Raw genomic sequence first — 17,544 nt, 5'->3', positions numbered from 1 at the left:
GCTACTCGAACCCGATGTCCGCTGAACGCTTACGCGGTCAGTGGGTCTCGGGACGGAGGACCTTGGTCCGGAGGACCGACTCGTTCAGGTTCATCTGACGGTCGAGCTCCTTGACGACGGCCGGCTCGGCCTGGAGGTCGATGACCGAGTAGATGCCCTCGGGCTTCTTGTTGATCTCGTACGAGAGACGACGACGGCCCCAGGTGTCGACCTTCTCGACCTTGCCGTTGCCCTCACGGACGACGGAAAGGAAGTTCTCGATCAGGGGGGAGACAGCGCGCTCCTCCAGATCGGGGTCGAGGATGACCATCACCTCGTAGTGACGCATGTGGAACCCACCTCCTTTGGACTCAGCGGCCACGGTCGTTCCGTGGCAGGAGGGTCGTGATGCGTTCCGCGCCCGGTCCGTACAGCGAATGCGGACAGACATGGGCGCAGACCGTACAGAGTACCTGCCTGAAGGCTTCCGGTTGAAATCAGGCCACCGATCCCCTCAATCTGGAACACAACGGGTGTGAGCGGCGTTACAGTGCGCCGCCCTGTCTACGGAGGTGCCGCATGGCACATGCAGTACAGCCCCAGAAGCCCCAGCAGCACGGCCTGCTCTCCCTGCTGAACAGCGACGGCAAGGCGCACCCCGTCGAGAACACCCTCGCCGCGGTGACGCTGGTGCTGGGCCTCATCGCCGTCATCTCCGCCTACTTCACCCACCTGCACCTGCTCAGCTCCTGGGCCGGGCTGTTCGGCATCGGCACAGGAGCCTGGGGACAATTCATCTCCGTCACGACCGGGGAACGCTTCGTGCTGATCATCGGGCTCGGCGCGGCGGCACTCGGGTTCTTCCTCGGCATGGCGCACGGCGGCCTCTTCGGAGGCGTACTGGGCTGACCGCACGGATGACGTACGGACGGCTGCGTCCGTAGGCCCAGACGGGGCGCTCCCTTGGCGCAGTAGGCTTCGGCGCGAGAGCCGGAGCCCCGACCACGGGGACAAACCTGCCGAGGAGCGCCCCGCATGAGCCTGACCCTGAGGACCATCAGTCGAGAGCAGCATCTGGCATATATCCAGAGCCTGCCCGCGGCCAGTCACATGCAGGTCCCGGCCTGGGCCGATGTGAAGTCCGAGTGGCGCTCTGAGAACCTGGGTTGGTTCGACTCCACCGGTCAGCTCGTCGGCGCCGGCCTGGTCCTCTACCGCCAGCTGCCCAAGATCAAGCGGTACCTCGCGTACCTGCCCGAGGGCCCCGTCATCAACTGGTACGCCCCCAACCTGGAGGACTGGCTGCAGCCGATGCTCGCGCATCTCAAGCAGCAGGGCGCCTTCTCCGTGAAGATGGGCCCGCCGGTCGTCATCCGCCGCTGGGACGCCGCCGCGATCAAGTCCGGCATCCAGAACCCCGACGTCAAGCGGCTGCGGGACGTGGAGGCCACCCACATCGAGCCGCGCGCCTTCGAGGTCGCCGACCGGCTGCGCCGCATGGGCTGGCAGCAGGGCGAGGACGGCGGTGCGGGCTTCGGTGACGTACAGCCCCGCTACGTCTTCCAGGTGCCGCTGGAGAACCGCTCGCTGGAGGACGTCCACAAGGGCTTCAACCAGCTGTGGCGCCGCAACATCAAGAAGGCCGAGAAGGCCGGCGTAGAGGTCGTCCAGGGCGGCTTCGAGGACCTCGCCGAGTGGCAGCGGCTGTACGAGATCACCGCGGTGCGTGACCACTTCCGCCCGCGGCCGCAGAGCTACTTCGAGCGCATGTGGAAGGCCCTCAACAGCGAGGACCCCAACCGCATGCGGCTGTACTTCGCCCGCCACAACGGCGTGAACCTCTCCGCGGCGACCATGCTGGTCGTCGGCGGCCACGTCTGGTACTCCTATGGCGCGTCCGACAACATCGGCCGCGAGGTCCGCCCGTCCAACGCGATGCAGTGGCGGATGCTGCGGGACGCCTACGCGCTCGGCGCGACCGTTTACGACCTGCGCGGCATCAGCGACTCGCTGGACGAGAACGACCATCTCTTCGGTCTGATCCAGTTCAAGGTCGGTACCGGCGGGCAGGCGGCGGAGTACCTGGGCGAGTGGGACTTCCCGCTGAACAAACTCCTGCACAAGGCGCTGGACATCTACATGTCGCGGCGCTGACCGCTCGCCCGGCGACATCCCCCACAGATCCGACGCACCACAGCAACGAGAAAGGTTCACGGGCCGGCCATGGCGCTCACCCTCTACGTCGACACCGCGCGCTGGCGGGCGCACCAGCAGCAGGTGCTGCAGCAGTTCCCGGGACTGGTCCCGGTCTGCAAAGGCAACGGCTACGGCTTCGGCCACGAGCGTCTCGCCGATGAGGCGACCCGCCTCGGGTCCGACCTCCTGGCCGTCGGCACCACCTACGAAGCAGCCCGCATCAAGGACTACTTCAGCGGTGACCTGCTCGTCCTGACGCCGTTCCGGCACGGCGAGGAGCCGGTGCCGCTGCCGGACCGGGCGATCCGCTCGGTCTCCTCGGTCCAGGGACTCGGCGGACTGGCCGGGGCGCGGGTCGTGGTCGAGGTCATGAGCAGCATGAAGCGGCACGGCGTCACGCCGGAGGAGCTGCCGCTGCTGGCCTCCGCGATCGAGAACGTACGGCTGGAGGGCTTCGCCATCCACCTCCCGCTGGACCGCACCGACGGCACCGACGCGGTGGACGAGGTCATCGGCTGGATGGACCGGCTCCGCAACGCCCGGCTGCCGCTGCACACCATGTTCGTCAGCCACCTCAAGGCCGACGAACTGCACCGGCTGCAGGCCCAGTTCCCGCAGACCCGCTTCCGCGCCCGGATCGGCACGCGGCTGTGGCTCGGCGACCACGACGCCACCGAGTACCGCGGCTCGGTCCTGGACGTCACCCGCGTGGCCAAGGGCGACCGCTTCGGCTACCGCCAGCAGAAGGCGGCCTCCGACGGCTACCTCGTCGTCGTGGCCGGCGGCACCTCGCACGGCGTCGGCCTGGAGGCCCCCAAGGCGCTGCACGGCATGATGCCCCGCGCCAAGGGCGTCGCCCGGGCCGGTCTGGCGACGGTGAACCGCAACCTCTCGCCGTACGTGTGGTCCGGCAAGCAGCGCTGGTTCGCGGAGCCGCCGCACATGCAGGTCTCCATCCTGTTCGTGCCCAGCGACGCGCCGGAGCCGAAGGTCGGCGAGGAACTGGTGGCCCACCTGCGGCACACCACCACGCAGTTCGACCGTCTCGTGGACCGCTGACCTGCGGTTTCCGGTCCATGACAACGGGCCCGGACGCCCGGCTTCCCGCCGTGCGTCCGGGCCCGCCGCGTCTCTCCGGTCTACCTGCCGGCGTCAGCCCCGGCCGGACCCCACTCGACCCGTGCCGCACCCTCGAACGGGGCGGCGTGCCGCGGTGCGTGCTGCTGCCGCCCCAGGACGAACACGTCGGGCGCCTGGTCCAGGACGCCGCCCGAGGGGTCGTCGGCACCTTCCCTGCGCACCGTGTCCCGGTCCGGCAGCAGGATGTCCCTGACCACCAGCGCGCACAGGTACAGCGTGCCCAACAGGTGCAGCACTATGGCGAGTTGGTAGCCCTCCGGCGGCAGACCCTGGTGCTTGTCCCCGCTGCCGCTGTACGCGAGGTACAGCCAGATGCCGAGGAAGTACATGACCTCGCACGCCTGCCAGACCAGGAAGTCCCGCCAGCGCGGCCGGGCCAGTGCGGCCAGCGGGACCAGCCAGAGCACGTACTGCGGTGAGTAGACCTTGTTGGTCAGGATGAAGAGCGCGACGACCAGGAACGCCAGCTGGGCCAGGCGCGGACGGCGCGGCGCGTAGAGCGTGAGCAGCGCGATGGCCCCGCAGCCGACGATCATCAGCAGCGTCGCGTAGGTGTTGGCGTACTCCAGCGGGTTGCCGGTGCGCTGGGAGATCAGCAGCCAGACGGAGCCGAAGTCGATCGGCCGCTCCTGGCTGAAGGTGTAGAACTTCTGCCAGCCGTCCCAGGCGGGCAGCATCACGGGCAGGTTCACCGCCAGCCAGGAGAAGACCGCGCCACCCGCCACCGCACCAAAAGACCGCCACTTCCCGGCCCGCCAGCACAGGACGAACAGCGGCCCCAGCAGCAGGACAGGGTAGAGCTTGGCCGCGGTCGCCAGCCCGATGAAGACTCCGGCGGCGAGCGGCCGGCTGCGCGACCAGAGCAGCATCGCCACCGAGGTCAGCGCGACGGCGAGCAGGTCCCAGTTGATGGTGGCCGTCAGCGCGAAAGCGGGCGCCAGGGCGACGAGCAGGGCGTCCCAGGGCCGCTTGCGGTGCGTCCAGGCCACACAGACCGCGATGACGGCGGCGCAGACCATGAGCATCCCGGCGTTGACCAGCCAGTAGATCTGCTCGCGGTGCTGCATCGTGCCGCCGTGCGGGGTCAGCCACGAGGCGACCTCCATGAACACGCCGGTCAGCACCGGGTATTCGAGGTACTCCATGTCACCGGGCAGCCGGTCGAAGTACGGGACGAGGTTCTCGGCGAATCCGCGTCCGACGTAGAGGTGCGGGATGTCCGAGTAGCAGGCGTGGGTGTACTGGCTGGTCGCGCCGAAGAACCAGGCGCCGTTGTAGCAGGGCAGCTTCTGCACCATCCCCAGCGCGAACATCCCCAGGGCGACCAGAGCGATGACGCGTACCGGCGTCCACCAGCTCGCGCCGAGCAGTACGCGGCGGCCGAGCGGGCCGCCGATCAGCTCGCTGCCGGAGGCCGCCACCTCATCCCGTTGCGTCGGCCGTACGGGCTCGTCCTGTCGCACGCTCGTCATGGGGTCATCCTGCCGCACGTCCCTGTGCCGGAGACGGCGAAGCCCCCGCCCGGGCATGCCGGGTCGGGGGCTCGTCGTTTCGCATCCGCTGTTTCACGTGAAACCGGTCGAGCGTTTCACGTGAAACAGCGCGCGGTCAGTTCTTGAAGCCGTCCGGGCCTCCGAAGAAACCGCCGTCGTCGCCGCCGGGCGGCTCGGTCGCCGGTGGCGAGGTCTCGCCGCCAGGATCGCCCGGACCACCGGTCGGACCGCCGTCCTGGCCTCCGCTGTCCTTGCAGCCCAGGTCCCAGGGCGAGCAGGTGTCGCTCGCCGACGGGCTGGGGGAGGACTCGCTCGGGCTCTCCGACGGCTCCTCCGACGGCTCCTCGGTCGGCTTCTCCTCGGTCTTCGTCGGGGTCGGCTTCGGGCTGGCGCTCTCGCCGTAGACGACCTTGCCGATCGGCTGCGGCGGCGGGAACGCCTCCATCGGCTCGCCCTGCATCGCCTGCATCATGTAGTCGCGCCAGATCTGCGAGGGGAACGAAGCTCCGTGGATCTTCTCCTCGCCGCCGACGCCGTACATCTTCAGGAAGCGCTGCGACTTCGCCTGGTCGTTGACCCGCCACATGCCGATCGTGGTGGCCAGCTGCTTGGTGTAGCCCGCGAACCACGCCGACTTGTTGTCGTCGGTGGTACCGGTCTTGCCGGCCGCCTCGCGGCCGTCCGGCAGCTTCGCCGCCGTACCGGTGCCCTTCTCCACCACGTTCTTGAGCACGTCCGTGACGTTGTTGGCCACGTTCGGGTCGAAGGCCGTCTTGGTCTTCGTCGGGTGCTTGTAGAGGTTGGTGCCGTCCTTGCTCACCGACTCGACGGAGTACGGGTCGGTCTGCTCGCCGCTGGCGGCGAAGGTGGCGTACGCGCCGGCCAGCCGGATGGCACTGGGCGCCGAGGTGCCCAGGGAGAAGGTCGGCGTGGTGCGCGCCATGCTGTTGTCGTCCCGCAGGCCGGCCGCGATGGCCTCCTGCTTCACCACATCGGTGCCGACGTCCATGCCCAGCTGGATGTAGGGCGTGTTCACCGAGTACTGCATGGCGGTGCGCAGGCTGACGCGGCCCTTGTCCTCATTGCCGTCGTTGGCCTGGTGCCATTCCTTGCCGTCCCGGTCGTGCCAGACGGTCCCGTCGTAGTTGAGCAGCCGCACCTTGTTGTTGCCGTTGTACATGCTGCTCGGCGACACGGGAGTGCGGACGGCCGGGTTGTCCGGGTCCCGCACGCCCTTGTCCATCGCCGCGGCCAGGACGAACGGCTTGAACGTGGAGCCGACCTGGACACCGGTGTAGTCGGCGTTGTTGGTGTAGTGCTCCGTCGCGTCCTTGCCGCCGTAGATGGCGACGATCTTTCCGGTCTTCGGCTCGACCGAGGCCCCGCCGAACTGCACGTACTTGTCGACCGCGCGCTGCTCGGGCTTCAGCGCCTTCTTGGAGACGTTTTCGACGGCCTTGGTCAGTTCACCCATCTTCTTCCGGTCGAAGGTGGTGTGAATCGCGTAGCCGCCCTGCTTCAGCTCGGCATCCGAGATTTCGGTGTTGGCGGTGATGTAGTTGTTGGCGAGGTCGACGAGGTAACCCTTCTGACCGCGCAGGTCCATCGCCTTCTTCGGCGGCCGCGGCATGGGGAAGTCGTCGTCCGTGATCTTGGCCCGGGCCGCCTTGGACAGCCGGCCCACCTGGACCTCCCGGTCCAGCGTCCACGACCAGCGCGCCTTGGCCCGCTTGTAGTTCGCGTTCTTGCTCTCCGTCGTGACGAACGGGTCGTAGAGGTTCGGCCCGTTGAGCAGCGAGGAGAGGAAGGCGCTCTGGCTCGTGGTGAGGTCTTCGCTGTCCTTGTTGTAGTAGGCGCGCGACGCGGCCTGGATGCCGTAGGCGCCACGCCCGTAGTACGCCGTGTTGAGGTACCCGGCCAGGATCTTGGGCTTGGGCTCCGAGGCGCCCACCTTTATCGAGATGAACAGCTCGGTGATCTTGCGCTTGAGCGTCTGTTCCTGGTTCAGGTACGTGTTCTTCACGTACTGCTGGGTGATCGTCGAGCCACTCTGCGTCTCGCCGCCCATGGCCATCTTGACCACCGCGCGGGCGATACCCATCGGGTCGACGCCCGAGTCCGTCTCGAACGAGGCGTTCTCCGCGGAGATCACCGCGTTCTGCATCGACTTCGGGATCTGGCTGATCGGCACGATCTGGCGGTTGAGCTCACCACCACCGGCGACGACCATCGGCTTGTTGTCGGACCAGTAGTAGACGTTCTTCTGGACCTTCGCCAGCTTCTGCGCGTCGGGAACGTCGACGTAGGCGAGCGCGATGCCGGAGAGGCCGAGCACCAACGCGATGAAGCCCAGGCAGCTGCCCAGCACGAGGCGCCAGGACGGCACCCAGCGGCGCGCTCCGTCCTTGCCCGCGCGCGGGTAGTCGATGAACCGCTTCTTGGGCGGGCGGCCGTCACCGCCCGCACCGCCGCCGGAACGCCGACCGCCACGGCCGGCACCTCCGGCAGCCGCCGCCTCGGGCGCCCGCCGGCGCCCGCCGCGTTGCGCAGCCCTGCGCGCCGCTGCCCGTCCCTGGTAGGGAGGCTCCGGCTCAGGTACGCCGGACGCGGCAGCGGAAGCGGACGCCCTGCTGGAGCCGCGCGACGGCGCGGCTCGGCGGCCACTCGATTGTTGCTGTGCGGCGCGTCGGGCCGCGGCACGTCCGCCACCTTGCGGCTGCGGCGGTTTGCGACGGTGCTCGCTCATGGAACGGTTACTCCTCGGGCAGGCGCGCTATCTCATCGCCTGAAGGCGGCAGTTCACTTCAGGTCCCCCCGACAACACGGCCCGCATTGGTCGCGCGGGCCGCACTACACCGGGGACGGAGACGCCACTTCTCGCCACTTGGTTCCCGGCAGTCTGCATGCCGCACAGACTACGCACGGCCAAAACCTGCCCAGGCTCAAAATTCACTCCAAATCAGTCACGCCGACTACAGCGATTTGGCGATGTGATGCCGTTCACCGTCCCCGCCCTTGTTCCGCTCAGCGGCCCGTTCTATCGTCTGGATGTATCGAGTCGATACATCAGCTCGGCATAAAGAGCGCACACAGCAGGGGAGGCGGAGGATGAGCAGACGGTCCGGCATCCTCGAGTTCGCCGTGCTCGGCCTGTTGCGCGAGTCCCCCATGCACGGGTACGAGCTGCGGAAGCGGCTCAACACTTCGCTGGGTGTTTTCCGAGCGTTCAGTTACGGCACCCTCTACCCCTGCCTGAAAGCCTTGGTCGCGCACGGCTGGCTGACCGAGGAGACCGGGGGAGACACGGCCCACAACGCCGTCCCTGCCGCGTCACTCGCGGGGCGCCGGGCCAAGATCGTCTACCGGTTGACGGCGGAGGGGAAGGCGCACTTCGAAGAGCTGCTCTCGCACTCCGGGCCCGACGCCTGGGAGGACGAGCACTTCGGTGTCCGGTTCGCCTTCTTCGGACAGACCTCGCGCGATGTCCGCATGCGCGTACTGGAGGGCCGGCGCAGCCGCCTGGAGGAGCGCCTCGAAAGGATGCGCGCCTCCCTGGCCCGCAGCCGCGAGCGGCTCGACGACTACACCCTCGAGCTGCAGCTGCACGGATTGGAATCCGTGGAACGCGAAGTGCGCTGGCTGAACGAGCTGATCGAAAGCGAGCGGGCCGGGCGCGACCAGCGCGCCCCGGATGCCGCACCCCCGGACCGGAACGAGTCAGGAGAGCCGGGCGGCCTGCCCCGACACCGGGGTGGATCCCGGCCGGATCCGTCCGATGACACCGCAACATGAGGCTCCGCAGCCGCGGAGCCGCGTCGAGAACAAACAGGGAGCAACCGGAATGGGTTCGGTTCGCGTAGCCGTCGTCGGCGTGGGCAACTGCGCCGCATCGTTGGTACAGGGCGTCGAGTACTACAAGGACGCCGACCCGGACAGCCGCGTGCCCGGTCTGATGCACGTGCAGTTCGGTGAGTACCACGTGCGGGACATCGAGTTCGTGGCTGCCTTCGACGTCGACGCCAAGAAGGTCGGCCTCGACCTCGCCGACGCCATCGGCGCCAGCGAGAACAACACCATCAAGATCTGTGACGTGCCCCGCTCCGGTGTGACCGTCCAGCGCGGCCACACCCTCGACGGTCTCGGCAAGTACTACCGCCAGACCATCGAGGAGTCCGCCGAGGCCCCCGTCGACGTCGTCCAGGTCCTCAAGGACCAGCAGGTCGACGTCCTGGTGTGCTACCTCCCCGTCGGCTCCGAGGACGCCGCGAAGTACTACGCCCAGTGCGCCATCGACGCCAAGGTCGCCTTCGTCAACGCTCTCCCGGTCTTCATCGCCGGCACCAAGGAGTGGGCGGACAAGTTCACCGAGGCGGGCGTCCCGATCGTCGGTGACGACATCAAATCCCAGGTGGGCGCCACCATCACGCACCGCGTGATGGCCAAGCTCTTCGAGGACCGGGGCGTCATCCTGGACCGCACGATGCAGCTGAACGTCGGCGGCAACATGGACTTCAAGAACATGCTCGAGCGCGAGCGCCTGGAGTCCAAGAAGATCTCCAAGACGCAGGCCGTCACCTCCCAGATCACCGACCGCGAGATGGGCGCCGACAACGTCCACATCGGACCCTCGGACTTCGTCGCCTGGCTGGACGACCGCAAGTGGGCCTACGTCCGCCTGGAGGGCCGTGCCTTCGGTGACGTCCCGCTGAACCTGGAGTACAAGCTCGAGGTCTGGGACTCCCCGAACTCCGCGGGCGTCATCATCGACGCGCTGCGCGCTGCGAAGATCGCCAAGGACCGCGGCATCGGCGGCCCGATCCTCTCCGCTTCCTCGTACTTCATGAAGTCCCCGCCGGTCCAGTACTTCGACAACGAGGCCCGGGACAACGTCGAGAGGTTCATCAAGGGCGAGGTCGAGCGCTGAGCCGACGCGTGACCGCGGACGCCGCCGCGACCGCACCGTCCTGACCGCGGGCCCCTGGGAGTCTCCCCAGGGGCCCGCGGCCTGTGTGAGGCTGTGGCCCATGTCCGCCGTGCGTGCCCTCCGCGTGCTCCTCCGCCGCCGCGATTTCCGCCGGCTGCTGGCTGTCCGGCTCCTCTCACAGGCCGCCGACGGCGTGTACCAGGTCGCCCTCGCCTCCTACGTCGTCTTCTCCCCCGAGAAGCAGGCGTCCCCCGCGGCCATCGCCTCCGCTATGGCGGTGCTGCTGCTCCCGTACTCCGTGCTCGGACCGTTCGCCGGAGTACTCCTGGACCGCTGGCGCCGCCGCCAGGTCCTGCTCCACGGCAACCTGCTGCGTACGGTCCTGGCCGCCGCGACCACGCTGATGCTGCTGACCGGCGCGCCGGACTGGCTCTTCTACGCCTCCGCCCTCAGCGTCACCGCGGTCAACCGCTTCGTGCTGGCCGGCCTGTCCGCCGCGCTGCCCCGGGTCGTCGACACCGCCGAGGCGCTGGTGGTGGCCAACTCCCTGTCCCCCACGGCCGGCACGCTCGCCGCCACGGCAGGCGGCGGCCTCGCCTTCGCCCTCCGGCTCGCCGGTGCGGAGTCCGACGCGATCGCCGTCCTGCTCGGTGCCGTCCTCTATCTCTGCGCCGCACTCGTCGCGCTGCGCATCCCCGCGGCGCTCCTCGGCCCGGACCCCGGCCGGGTCGCACCGCGTATATCCGCCGCCCTGCTGAGTACCGCCCGTGGGCTCGCCGCAGGGCTGGCCCATCTCGGCCGGCGCCGGTCAGCGGCCCGGGCCCTGGCCGCGATGGCACTGATGCGCTTCTGCTACGGCGCGCTGACGATCACCGTGCTGATGCTGTGCCGTGCCTACTGGCCGCAGAACGGGCCCGACGGGATGACCACGCTAGGGCTCGCGGTCGCCGCGTCCGGCGCCGGATTCTTCGCCGCCGCGGTGCTGTCCCCCTGGGCGATCACCCGGCTGACCGCCACGGGCTGGATCGCGACGTGTGCCGGCGCCGCCGCGGTACTGGTCCCCGCGCTCAGTCTGTCCTTCGCGCTGGTGCCCGTGCTCGTCGCCGCCTTCTTCCTCGGCCTCGCCACCCAGGGCGCGAAGATCGCCACGGACACGGAAGTCCAGTCCGCCGTCGACGACGCGTTCCGCGGCCGGGTCTTCGCCCTCTACGACGTGCTCTTCCACGTCTCCTTCGTCGGTGCGGCCGGGGTGGCGGCCCTCATACTGCCGCCCGACGGCCGCTCTTCCGCGCTGATCACCGGGGTGGCAGTGGTCCATCTGGCCGTCGCGCTCACCATGGCGCGGGCTCGCGTTTCACGTGAAACATCGCCCCGGCCGAAGGACGGCCGAGGCGATGCGTGTGGTGTTTCACGTGAAACATGAGCGGCCGGACGCGTCGGCCGCCGGGATCAGCCCTGCTGCTCGGCCCACCATTCCTTGAGCGCCGCGACCGCCGCGTCCCGCCCCATCGGGCCGTTCTCCAGCCGCAGCTCCAGCAGGTACTTGTACGCCTTGCCGACCTCCGGCCCGGGCGCGATGTCCAGTACCCGCATGATGTCGTTGCCGTCCAGGTCCGGCCGGATCGCGTCCAGTTCTTCCTGTTCCTGCAGCCGCGCGATGCGCTCCTCGAGCCCGTCGTACGCCCGCGAGAGCGCGTTGGCCTTGCGCTTGTTCCGCGTGGTGCAGTCCGAGCGGGTCAGCTTGTGCAGCCGTGTCAGCAGCGGGCCGGCGTCCCGTACGTACCGGCGGACCGCCGAGTCGGTCCACTCGCCCGTGCCGTAGCCGTGGAAGCGCAGGTGCAGCTCCACCAGCCGCGCGACGTCCTTGACCATCTCGTTGGAGTACTTCAGCGCGGTCATCCGCTTCTTGGTCATCTTCGCGCCGACCACCTCGTGGTGGTGGAAGGAGACCCGGCCGTCCTTCTCGAATCGCCGGGTCTTCGGCTTTCCGATGTCGTGCAGCAGCGCCGCCAGCCGCAGCACCAGGTCCGGGCCGTCCTCCTCCAGGTCGATGGCCTGGTCCAGGACGGTCAGCGAGTGCTCGTAGACGTCCTTGTGACGGTGATGCTCGTCACGCTCCAGCCGCAGCGCCGGCAGCTCCGGCAGGACCCGGTCGGCGATGCCGCTCTCGACCAGGAGCGCGAGACCCTTGCGGGGGTGCGCGCCCAGGATCAGCTTGTTCAGCTCGTCACGCACCCGCTCGGCGGAGACGATGTCGATCCGGTCCGCCATCTCCTTCATCGCGGCCACGACCTCGGGCGCCACCGTGAAGTCCAGCTGCGCGGCGAAGCGCGCCGCCCGCATCATCCGCAGCGGGTCGTCGGAGAAGGACTCCTGCGGGGTGCCCGGCGTGCGCAGCACCTGCGCCGCGAGGTCCTCCAGGCCGTTGTGCGGGTCGACGAACTCCTTCTGCGGGAGCATCACGGCCATCGCGTTCACGGTGAAGTCCCGGCGCACCAGATCGTCCTCGATCGAGTCGCCGTAGGACACCTCGGGCTTGCGGGAGGTCCGGTCGTACGCCTCCGAGCGGTACGTCGTGACCTCGATGTCGAAGGAGTCCTTCTTGCAGCCGACGGTGCCGAAGGCGATGCCGACCTCCCACACCGCGTCCGCCCACGGCCGGACGATCTTCAGAACGTCCTCGGGCCGGGCGTCGGTGGTGAAGTCCAGGTCATTGCCGAGCCGGCCCAGCAGGGCATCCCGCACTGAACCGCCGACCAGGGCAAGGGTGAACCCGGCCTCCTGAAAACGGCGGGCCAGATCGTCCGCGACGGGCGACACGCGCAGCAGCTCGCTGACGGCGCGGCGCTGTACCTGGTTCAGCGCCTGCGTCGACTGCGCACTGTGCTCGGTCTGCGGGGCGTGGGTGTCATTGTTGGCGTTCGGCACAACAGGACAGGGTACGTGGCCTCGCCGCGCGAGGCGGACACGTATAAAGGGGACGAGTTCGCGGAGACCGGCCGTCCGCCCGAGCAGCTGGAGCAGTCCGCAGCACTTCGCCACGGCAGTCATCGTTACCATGCGTGGACGCATATTGCGACGACCACTGACGACGACGAGGGACGGGCGAGCGCGTGGCCGAGGCGGCAGGGTTCCAGGTGACCGAACGGCCGCGTGGTCGATGGCTGCGACGGGCCGCTGCGCTGGTCGCCGGCGCACCACTGCTGGCCGGGCTGCTGCAGGTCCCCGCGGCGCAGGAAGCACACGCCGCACCCGTCGGCTCCCGGACGGTCGACGTCGACATCGACTCGCTCACCCCGCCGGCGCCCGGCAAGGACGACGACGCGGTCACCGTCTCCGGCAGCATCACCAACGAGGGCCGCGCGACGATCACCGGCGGACACATCGGACTGCGCCGCGGGCCCGTACTGAACAACCGCAGCTCCATCGACGACGTGGCCCGGCGCACCGGCTACTCCGCCGGCCTGGACGGCCAGGAGATCGGCGGCAGCACCGAGAAGGTGAAGGCGCTGCGCCCTGGCGTCTCCCAGCCCTTCACCCTGCGCGTCCCGGTCAAGAAGCTGCGCCTGAGCAAGGACGGCGTCTACCAGCTCGGCGTCTCCGTCTCCGGCCGGTCCAGGAGCGCCCCGTACGAGCAGGTGCTCGGCATCGAGCGCACCTTCCTGCCCTGGCAGGAGGCCGCCTCGTCGAAGAAGACCGACTTCACGTACATGTGGCCGCTGATCTCCAAGACCCACCTCACCGCGGAGACCGAGGGCGACGAACAGCAGACACCGATCTTCCGCGACGACAAGCTGGCGGCCGAGATCGCGCCGGGCGGCCGGCTGCAGCAGCTCGTCGCCCTCGGCAAGGACCTTCCGGTCACCTTCGTCGTCGACCCCGACCTGCTCGCCTCCGTCGACGCCATGACCGGCCGGTACAAGGTCGAGGGGCCGCACGGCACGACCAGGGCGGGCCGGAACCAGGACGTGGCCAAGCAGTGGCTGAGCGATCTGGAGCAGGCGGTCCAGGCTCACGAGGTGATCGCGCTGCCGTTCGGCGACCCCGACATCGCCTCGCTGGCGCACCAGGGCAAGGCCGTGCCGAGCGCGCTGGGCCATCTCGGCCCGGCCACCGAGCTCGCGTCGAAGACCGTGGACACCGTTCTCCCGGGCGTGAAGGCGCGCAATGACTTCGCCTGGCCCGTCGACGGCGCCGTGGACTCCTCCGTCGTGGACGTGGCGACCTCGGCGGGGGCCCACAACGTCATCGCCCGCAGCGACAGCATGCGGGAGACCGGCCTGTCCTACACCCCCACCGCCGCCCGCCCCATCGGCGGCGGCAACACCGCGGTCGTCGCGGACGCCGGGCTGTCCACCGCCTTCACCGGCGACCTGTCCAAGGCCGGCTCCGCGACCCTGGCGGTACAGAACTTCCTCTCGCAGACCCTGATGGTCAACCTTCAGGACCCGTCGCGGCAGCGCAGCGTCGTGGTGGCCCCCCAGCGGATGCCCACCGCGAGCCAGGCCCAGGCGATGGCGAAGGCCGTGCGGGCGCTGGACGACAGCGGCTGGGCCGAGGCGCAGGACCTCAGCGACGCGGCCAAGGCCAAGCCCGACCGCAACGCCACCCGCCAGGTGCCCGGCCCCGCCTCGTACCCGTCCTCGCTGCGCAAGCACGAGCTGCCGGCGGCCGCCTTCCGGCAGGCGCAGGAGACCCGTACCGCGCTGGACGACTTCGAGGTCATCCTGGCCGAGCCGTGGCGGGTCGAGACCCCCTTCGGCAACGCGATCATGCGGATGATGTCGACGTCGTGGCGCGGCGACGCCAACGGCGCCAAGGCGTTCCGCAAGTCCGTCCGCAGCTACCTGGACGGCCTGACGACCAAGGTGCACCTGATCCAGAAGTCGGACGCCACGCTCTCCGGGCGCAGCGCCACGATTCCCGTCACGGTGCAGAACAACCTCGTCCGGGGCGTCGAGGGCATGACGCTGCGGCTCACGTCCTCCCAGCCCAACCGGCTGGACGTGGGTGAACCGCAGACGATCGACGTCGAGGGCGGGCACAGCCAGTCCTTCAAGTTCGACACCACCGCGCACGCGAACGGCCCGGTGCAGGTCACCGCGCAGCTCTACACCGCCGACGGCAAGCGGTACGGCCGGGCGATGACCTTCGAGGTGAACGTCACCGAGATCACCGCTACGGTCATGCTCGTCATCGCGGGCGGCGTGCTGCTGCTCGTCCTCGCCGGCGTACGGATCTACCTGCAGCGCAAGCGCGCGGCGGCCCGCGAGGACGACGACGGCACCGATGGCGGGGACGGTACGGACGGCGGTACCGACGGCGGCGCGGGCTCGGACGACGGGGACGGCACCCCGGACAGCGACGGCACGGACCAGGACGGCCGGCCCTCGGACGGCGAATCCGAGCAGCCGGGTGACCCGGCTGCGGACACCGGTTCGGAAAGCACGGACCCGTCCAGCTCAGGTGAGAAAGTGGACCGTTGATACATGGCGGGGCCGGATGGCCGGCGACGGATGAGGTGGGGCAGCTATGAATGCGCCGTACGACGGTGACCGCGGCCAGGCTGCGAGCGACGACGCCGCAGGCCGGCCCCCACAGCCGCCGCAGGCACCGGACCCTTACGTGCAGGACGCCTACTCGCGGGCGCCCTTCCCCTCGCAGGACCCCGCGGCCCAGGACCCGGTGGCCGACGCACTGTACGACCGGGCGGCGCATCCGCCGCACCAGGGCGCGCCGGACCACCCGCTCTACCAGCAGCCGCCGGCGCCCCGGCACACTCCGGGCCCGGAGGCGTGGCCCGCCCGGCCGGCGCCCGAGCCGCAGGTCCCGGGGCACCGGCTGTACGGCGACCCCACGGCGACCACCCAGTTCGTCGGCGTGGACGACCTGATCACGCAGGCCGCCGACCGGCCGGCGGAGCCCGACGCGTTCGCCCACCTCTACCGTGACCAGCGGGCACCGGAACCGCAGCGGCCGCCGGCCCAGAACAGCGGCCCGGGCCCGTACCAGCCGTCGGACGGACAGTACGGACCGCCCGGTGGGCAGTACGGACCGCCGGGCGGCCAGTACGAGCCCGCCGGCGGGCAGTACGAGCCGGCGGGCGGGCCGCAGGCCGTGCCCCCGGCCGAGCCCGAGCCGGCTTCCGCACCGGAGCCGCCGGAGCCCGCCGGACGCACCGGTGGCAAGGCCGGCAGCCTGCTGAAGTCCAGCGCCGTGATGGCCGCCGGCACCATGGTCTCCCGGCTCACCGGCTTCGTACGGTCCGCGCTGATCGCCTCCGCGCTCGGCGCCGCCGTCCTCGGTGACTCCTGGCAGGTCGCCTACACGCTGCCCACGATGATCTTCATCCTGACCATCGGCGGCGGCCTGAACTCGGTGTTCGTGCCGCAGCTTGTGCGCGCGATGAAGGAGGACGAGGACGGCGGCGAGGCGTACGCCAACCGCCTGCTGACCCTGGTGATGGTGATCCTCGGCGCCCTCACCGTCGCGGCCGTGTTCGCGGCGCCCTGGCTGGTGCGGGCGATGTCGGGATTCGCCCCCGACTCGGCCAGCTTCGAGGTCGCCGTCGCCTTCACCCGCTACTGCGTGCCCACGATCTTCTTCATGGGCATCCACGTGATCATGGGCCAGGTGCTCAACGCGCGCGGCCGCTTCGGCGCGATGATGTGGACCCCGGTCCTCAACAACGTCGTCATGATCAGCACGTTCGGGCTGTTCATCTGGGTGTACGGCAGCGCCAACAGCTCGCACATCGGGGTCACCACCATCCCGGATGCCGGCATCCGGCTGCTGGGCATCGGCACCCTGCTCGGCCTGGTCGTGCAGGCCCTGGCGATGATCCCCTACCTGCGCGACACCGGCTTCAAGCTGCGGCTGCGCTTCGACTGGCGCGGCCACGGCCTCGGCAAGGCCGCCAAGCTCGCCAAGTGGACCTTGCTCTTCGTGCTCGCCAACCAGGCCGGCGCCCTCGTCGTCTCCAAGCTCTCCACGCTGGCCGGCGAGAAGGCCGCTGGCCAGGGGCACCCCGGCACCGGCTACATGGCGTACTCCAACGCCCAGCTGATCTGGAACATGCCGCAGGCGATCATCACGGTCTCCGTGATGGCGGCCCTGCTGCCGCGGCTGTCGCGCTCCGCGCACGACGGTGACGTCGGTGCCGTCCGCGACGACATCTCCCAGGGCCTGCGCACCTCCGCCGTGGCCATCGTGCCGATCGCCTTCGGCTTTCTGCCGCTCGGCATCCCGATGTGCACCCTGATCTTCGCGGGTTCGGGCGCCGGCGTCTCCATGGGCTACATGCTCATGGCCTTCGGCCTCGGCCTGATCCCCTTCTCCGTGCAGTACGTCGTCCTGCGCGCCTTCTACGCGTACGAGGACACCCGCACGCCCTTCTACAACACGCTCATCGTCGCCGTGTTCAACGCCGTGGCCTCCGCCCTCTGCTACTTCCTGCTGCCCGTCGAGTGGGCCGTGGTGGGCATGGCGGCCTCCTACGGCCTGGCCTACATCATCGGCGTAGGCGTGGCGTGGCGGCGGCTGCGCAAGCGGATGGGCGGCGACTTGGACGGCGCGCACGTCGTGCGTACGTACGCCCGGCTGGCCGGCGCGAGCCTCCCCGCCACCCTGTTCTCCGGCGCCGCCGTGTACGGGATCATGCAGGGGCTGGGGACCGGCGTACTGGGATCGCTCGTCGCGCTGGTCGGCGGCGGTGCCGTCCTGCTGGTGGTCTTCTACGCGGCCGCCAAGAAGATGCGTATCGAAGAACTCAACGCCCTGGTCGGCATGGTGCGCGGCAAGCTGGGTCGCTGA

The 17,544-nt window shown here is 69.6% G+C and carries 12 protein-coding genes; 8 read left to right on the top strand and 4 right to left on the bottom strand.

All coding sequences use genetic code 11. The features are described from left to right. Positions 1-37 precede the first annotated feature (37 nt). The gene (gene rpsF / locus ACIGXO_RS16150) at positions 38-328 is read right to left on the bottom strand and encodes a 30S ribosomal protein S6 (RefSeq protein WP_003978891.1); all 291 of its coding nucleotides are present in this window, start codon (positions 326-328) and stop codon (positions 38-40) included. A gap of 230 nt (positions 329-558) precedes the next feature. On the opposite strand from rpsF, the gene ACIGXO_RS16145 reads away from it, so the two are divergent. The 3 genes from ACIGXO_RS16145 (at position 559) to ACIGXO_RS16135 (ending at position 3,234) form a co-directional block, all read left to right on the top strand. Beyond that, positions 559-888, top strand: a complete 330-nt coding sequence (locus ACIGXO_RS16145; RefSeq protein WP_399786249.1) for a hypothetical protein — start codon at positions 559-561, stop codon at positions 886-888. Positions 889-1,014: 126 nt separating this feature from the next. Beyond that, positions 1,015-2,133, top strand: a complete 1,119-nt coding sequence (locus ACIGXO_RS16140) for a lipid II:glycine glycyltransferase FemX (protein WP_399786246.1) — start codon at positions 1,015-1,017, stop codon at positions 2,131-2,133. Between the two features lie 69 nt (positions 2,134-2,202). Further along, positions 2,203-3,234 carry an alanine racemase gene (locus tag ACIGXO_RS16135; protein ID WP_399786243.1) on the top strand — a complete coding sequence of 344 codons (1,032 nt, stop codon included), beginning with the start codon at positions 2,203-2,205 and terminating at the stop codon, positions 3,232-3,234. A gap of 80 nt (positions 3,235-3,314) precedes the next feature. Here the strand turns inward: ACIGXO_RS16135 and ACIGXO_RS16130 are convergent, their stop codons facing one another. Continuing rightward, a complete protein-coding gene (locus tag ACIGXO_RS16130; RefSeq protein ID WP_399786240.1) occupies positions 3,315-4,787 on the bottom strand; it encodes a glycosyltransferase family 87 protein in 1,473 nt (490 codons plus the stop codon). Between the two features lie 136 nt (positions 4,788-4,923). Then, positions 4,924-7,554, bottom strand: coding sequence for a transglycosylase domain-containing protein (locus ACIGXO_RS16125; RefSeq protein ID WP_399786237.1), 2,631 nt, complete (start codon positions 7,552-7,554; stop codon positions 4,924-4,926). A gap of 362 nt (positions 7,555-7,916) precedes the next feature. Here ACIGXO_RS16125 and ACIGXO_RS16120 point away from each other — a divergent pair, with 362 nt between their 5' ends. The 3 genes from ACIGXO_RS16120 (at position 7,917) to ACIGXO_RS16110 (ending at position 11,155) form a co-directional block, all read left to right on the top strand. Continuing rightward, positions 7,917-8,600, top strand: coding sequence for a PadR family transcriptional regulator (locus tag ACIGXO_RS16120; protein ID WP_399786234.1), 684 nt, complete (start codon positions 7,917-7,919; stop codon positions 8,598-8,600). 49 nt (positions 8,601-8,649) lie between these two features. After that, positions 8,650-9,732: an inositol-3-phosphate synthase gene (locus ACIGXO_RS16115; RefSeq protein ID WP_399786231.1), complete on the top strand. Its 1,083-nt coding sequence runs from the start codon at positions 8,650-8,652 to the stop codon at positions 9,730-9,732. A 100-nt stretch (positions 9,733-9,832) separates the two neighbouring features. After that, complete coding sequence (locus ACIGXO_RS16110) at positions 9,833-11,155, top strand: MFS transporter (RefSeq protein WP_399786228.1); 1,323 nt, start codon at positions 9,833-9,835, stop codon at positions 11,153-11,155. 26 nt (positions 11,156-11,181) lie between these two features. Here ACIGXO_RS16110 and ACIGXO_RS16105 read toward each other — a convergent pair whose 3' ends face one another. Then, positions 11,182-12,660: a CCA tRNA nucleotidyltransferase gene (locus ACIGXO_RS16105; RefSeq protein ID WP_399786225.1), complete on the bottom strand. Its 1,479-nt coding sequence runs from the start codon at positions 12,658-12,660 to the stop codon at positions 11,182-11,184. A 185-nt stretch (positions 12,661-12,845) separates the two neighbouring features. On the opposite strand from ACIGXO_RS16105, the gene ACIGXO_RS16100 reads away from it, so the two are divergent. Together ACIGXO_RS16100 and murJ are read left to right on the top strand one after the other, a co-directional pair. Further along, complete coding sequence (locus ACIGXO_RS16100) at positions 12,846-15,218, top strand: DUF6049 family protein (RefSeq protein WP_399786222.1); 2,373 nt, start codon at positions 12,846-12,848, stop codon at positions 15,216-15,218. Between the two features lie 46 nt (positions 15,219-15,264). Continuing rightward, positions 15,265-17,544: a murein biosynthesis integral membrane protein MurJ gene (murJ, locus tag ACIGXO_RS16095; protein WP_399786220.1), complete on the top strand. Its 2,280-nt coding sequence runs from the start codon at positions 15,265-15,267 to the stop codon at positions 17,542-17,544.

The sequence above is a fragment of the Streptomyces sp. NPDC053542 genome (assembly GCF_044544685.1).
Lineage (GTDB): Bacteria > Actinomycetota > Actinomycetes > Streptomycetales > Streptomycetaceae > Streptomyces.
This window is presented reverse-complemented; position numbering and strand designations above follow the sequence as displayed.

What these genes read in the sequence shown, in the direction of transcription:
- rpsF (WP_003978891.1), bottom strand. Translation starts at nt 328, where the DNA reads ATGCGTCACTACGAGGTGATGGTCATCCTCGACCCCGATCTGGAGGAG.
- ACIGXO_RS16145 (WP_399786249.1), top strand. Translation starts at nt 559, where the DNA reads ATGGCACATGCAGTACAGCCCCAGAAGCCCCAGCAGCACGGCCTGCTC.
- ACIGXO_RS16140 (WP_399786246.1), top strand. Translation starts at nt 1,015, where the DNA reads ATGAGCCTGACCCTGAGGACCATCAGTCGAGAGCAGCATCTGGCATAT.
- ACIGXO_RS16135 (WP_399786243.1), top strand. Translation starts at nt 2,203, where the DNA reads ATGGCGCTCACCCTCTACGTCGACACCGCGCGCTGGCGGGCGCACCAG.
- ACIGXO_RS16130 (WP_399786240.1), bottom strand. Translation starts at nt 4,787, where the DNA reads ATGACGAGCGTGCGACAGGACGAGCCCGTACGGCCGACGCAACGGGAT.
- ACIGXO_RS16125 (WP_399786237.1), bottom strand. Translation starts at nt 7,554, where the DNA reads ATGAGCGAGCACCGTCGCAAACCGCCGCAGCCGCAAGGTGGCGGACGT.
- ACIGXO_RS16120 (WP_399786234.1), top strand. Translation starts at nt 7,917, where the DNA reads ATGAGCAGACGGTCCGGCATCCTCGAGTTCGCCGTGCTCGGCCTGTTG.
- ACIGXO_RS16115 (WP_399786231.1), top strand. Translation starts at nt 8,650, where the DNA reads ATGGGTTCGGTTCGCGTAGCCGTCGTCGGCGTGGGCAACTGCGCCGCA.
- ACIGXO_RS16110 (WP_399786228.1), top strand. Translation starts at nt 9,833, where the DNA reads ATGTCCGCCGTGCGTGCCCTCCGCGTGCTCCTCCGCCGCCGCGATTTC.
- murJ (WP_399786220.1), top strand. Translation starts at nt 15,265, where the DNA reads ATGAATGCGCCGTACGACGGTGACCGCGGCCAGGCTGCGAGCGACGAC.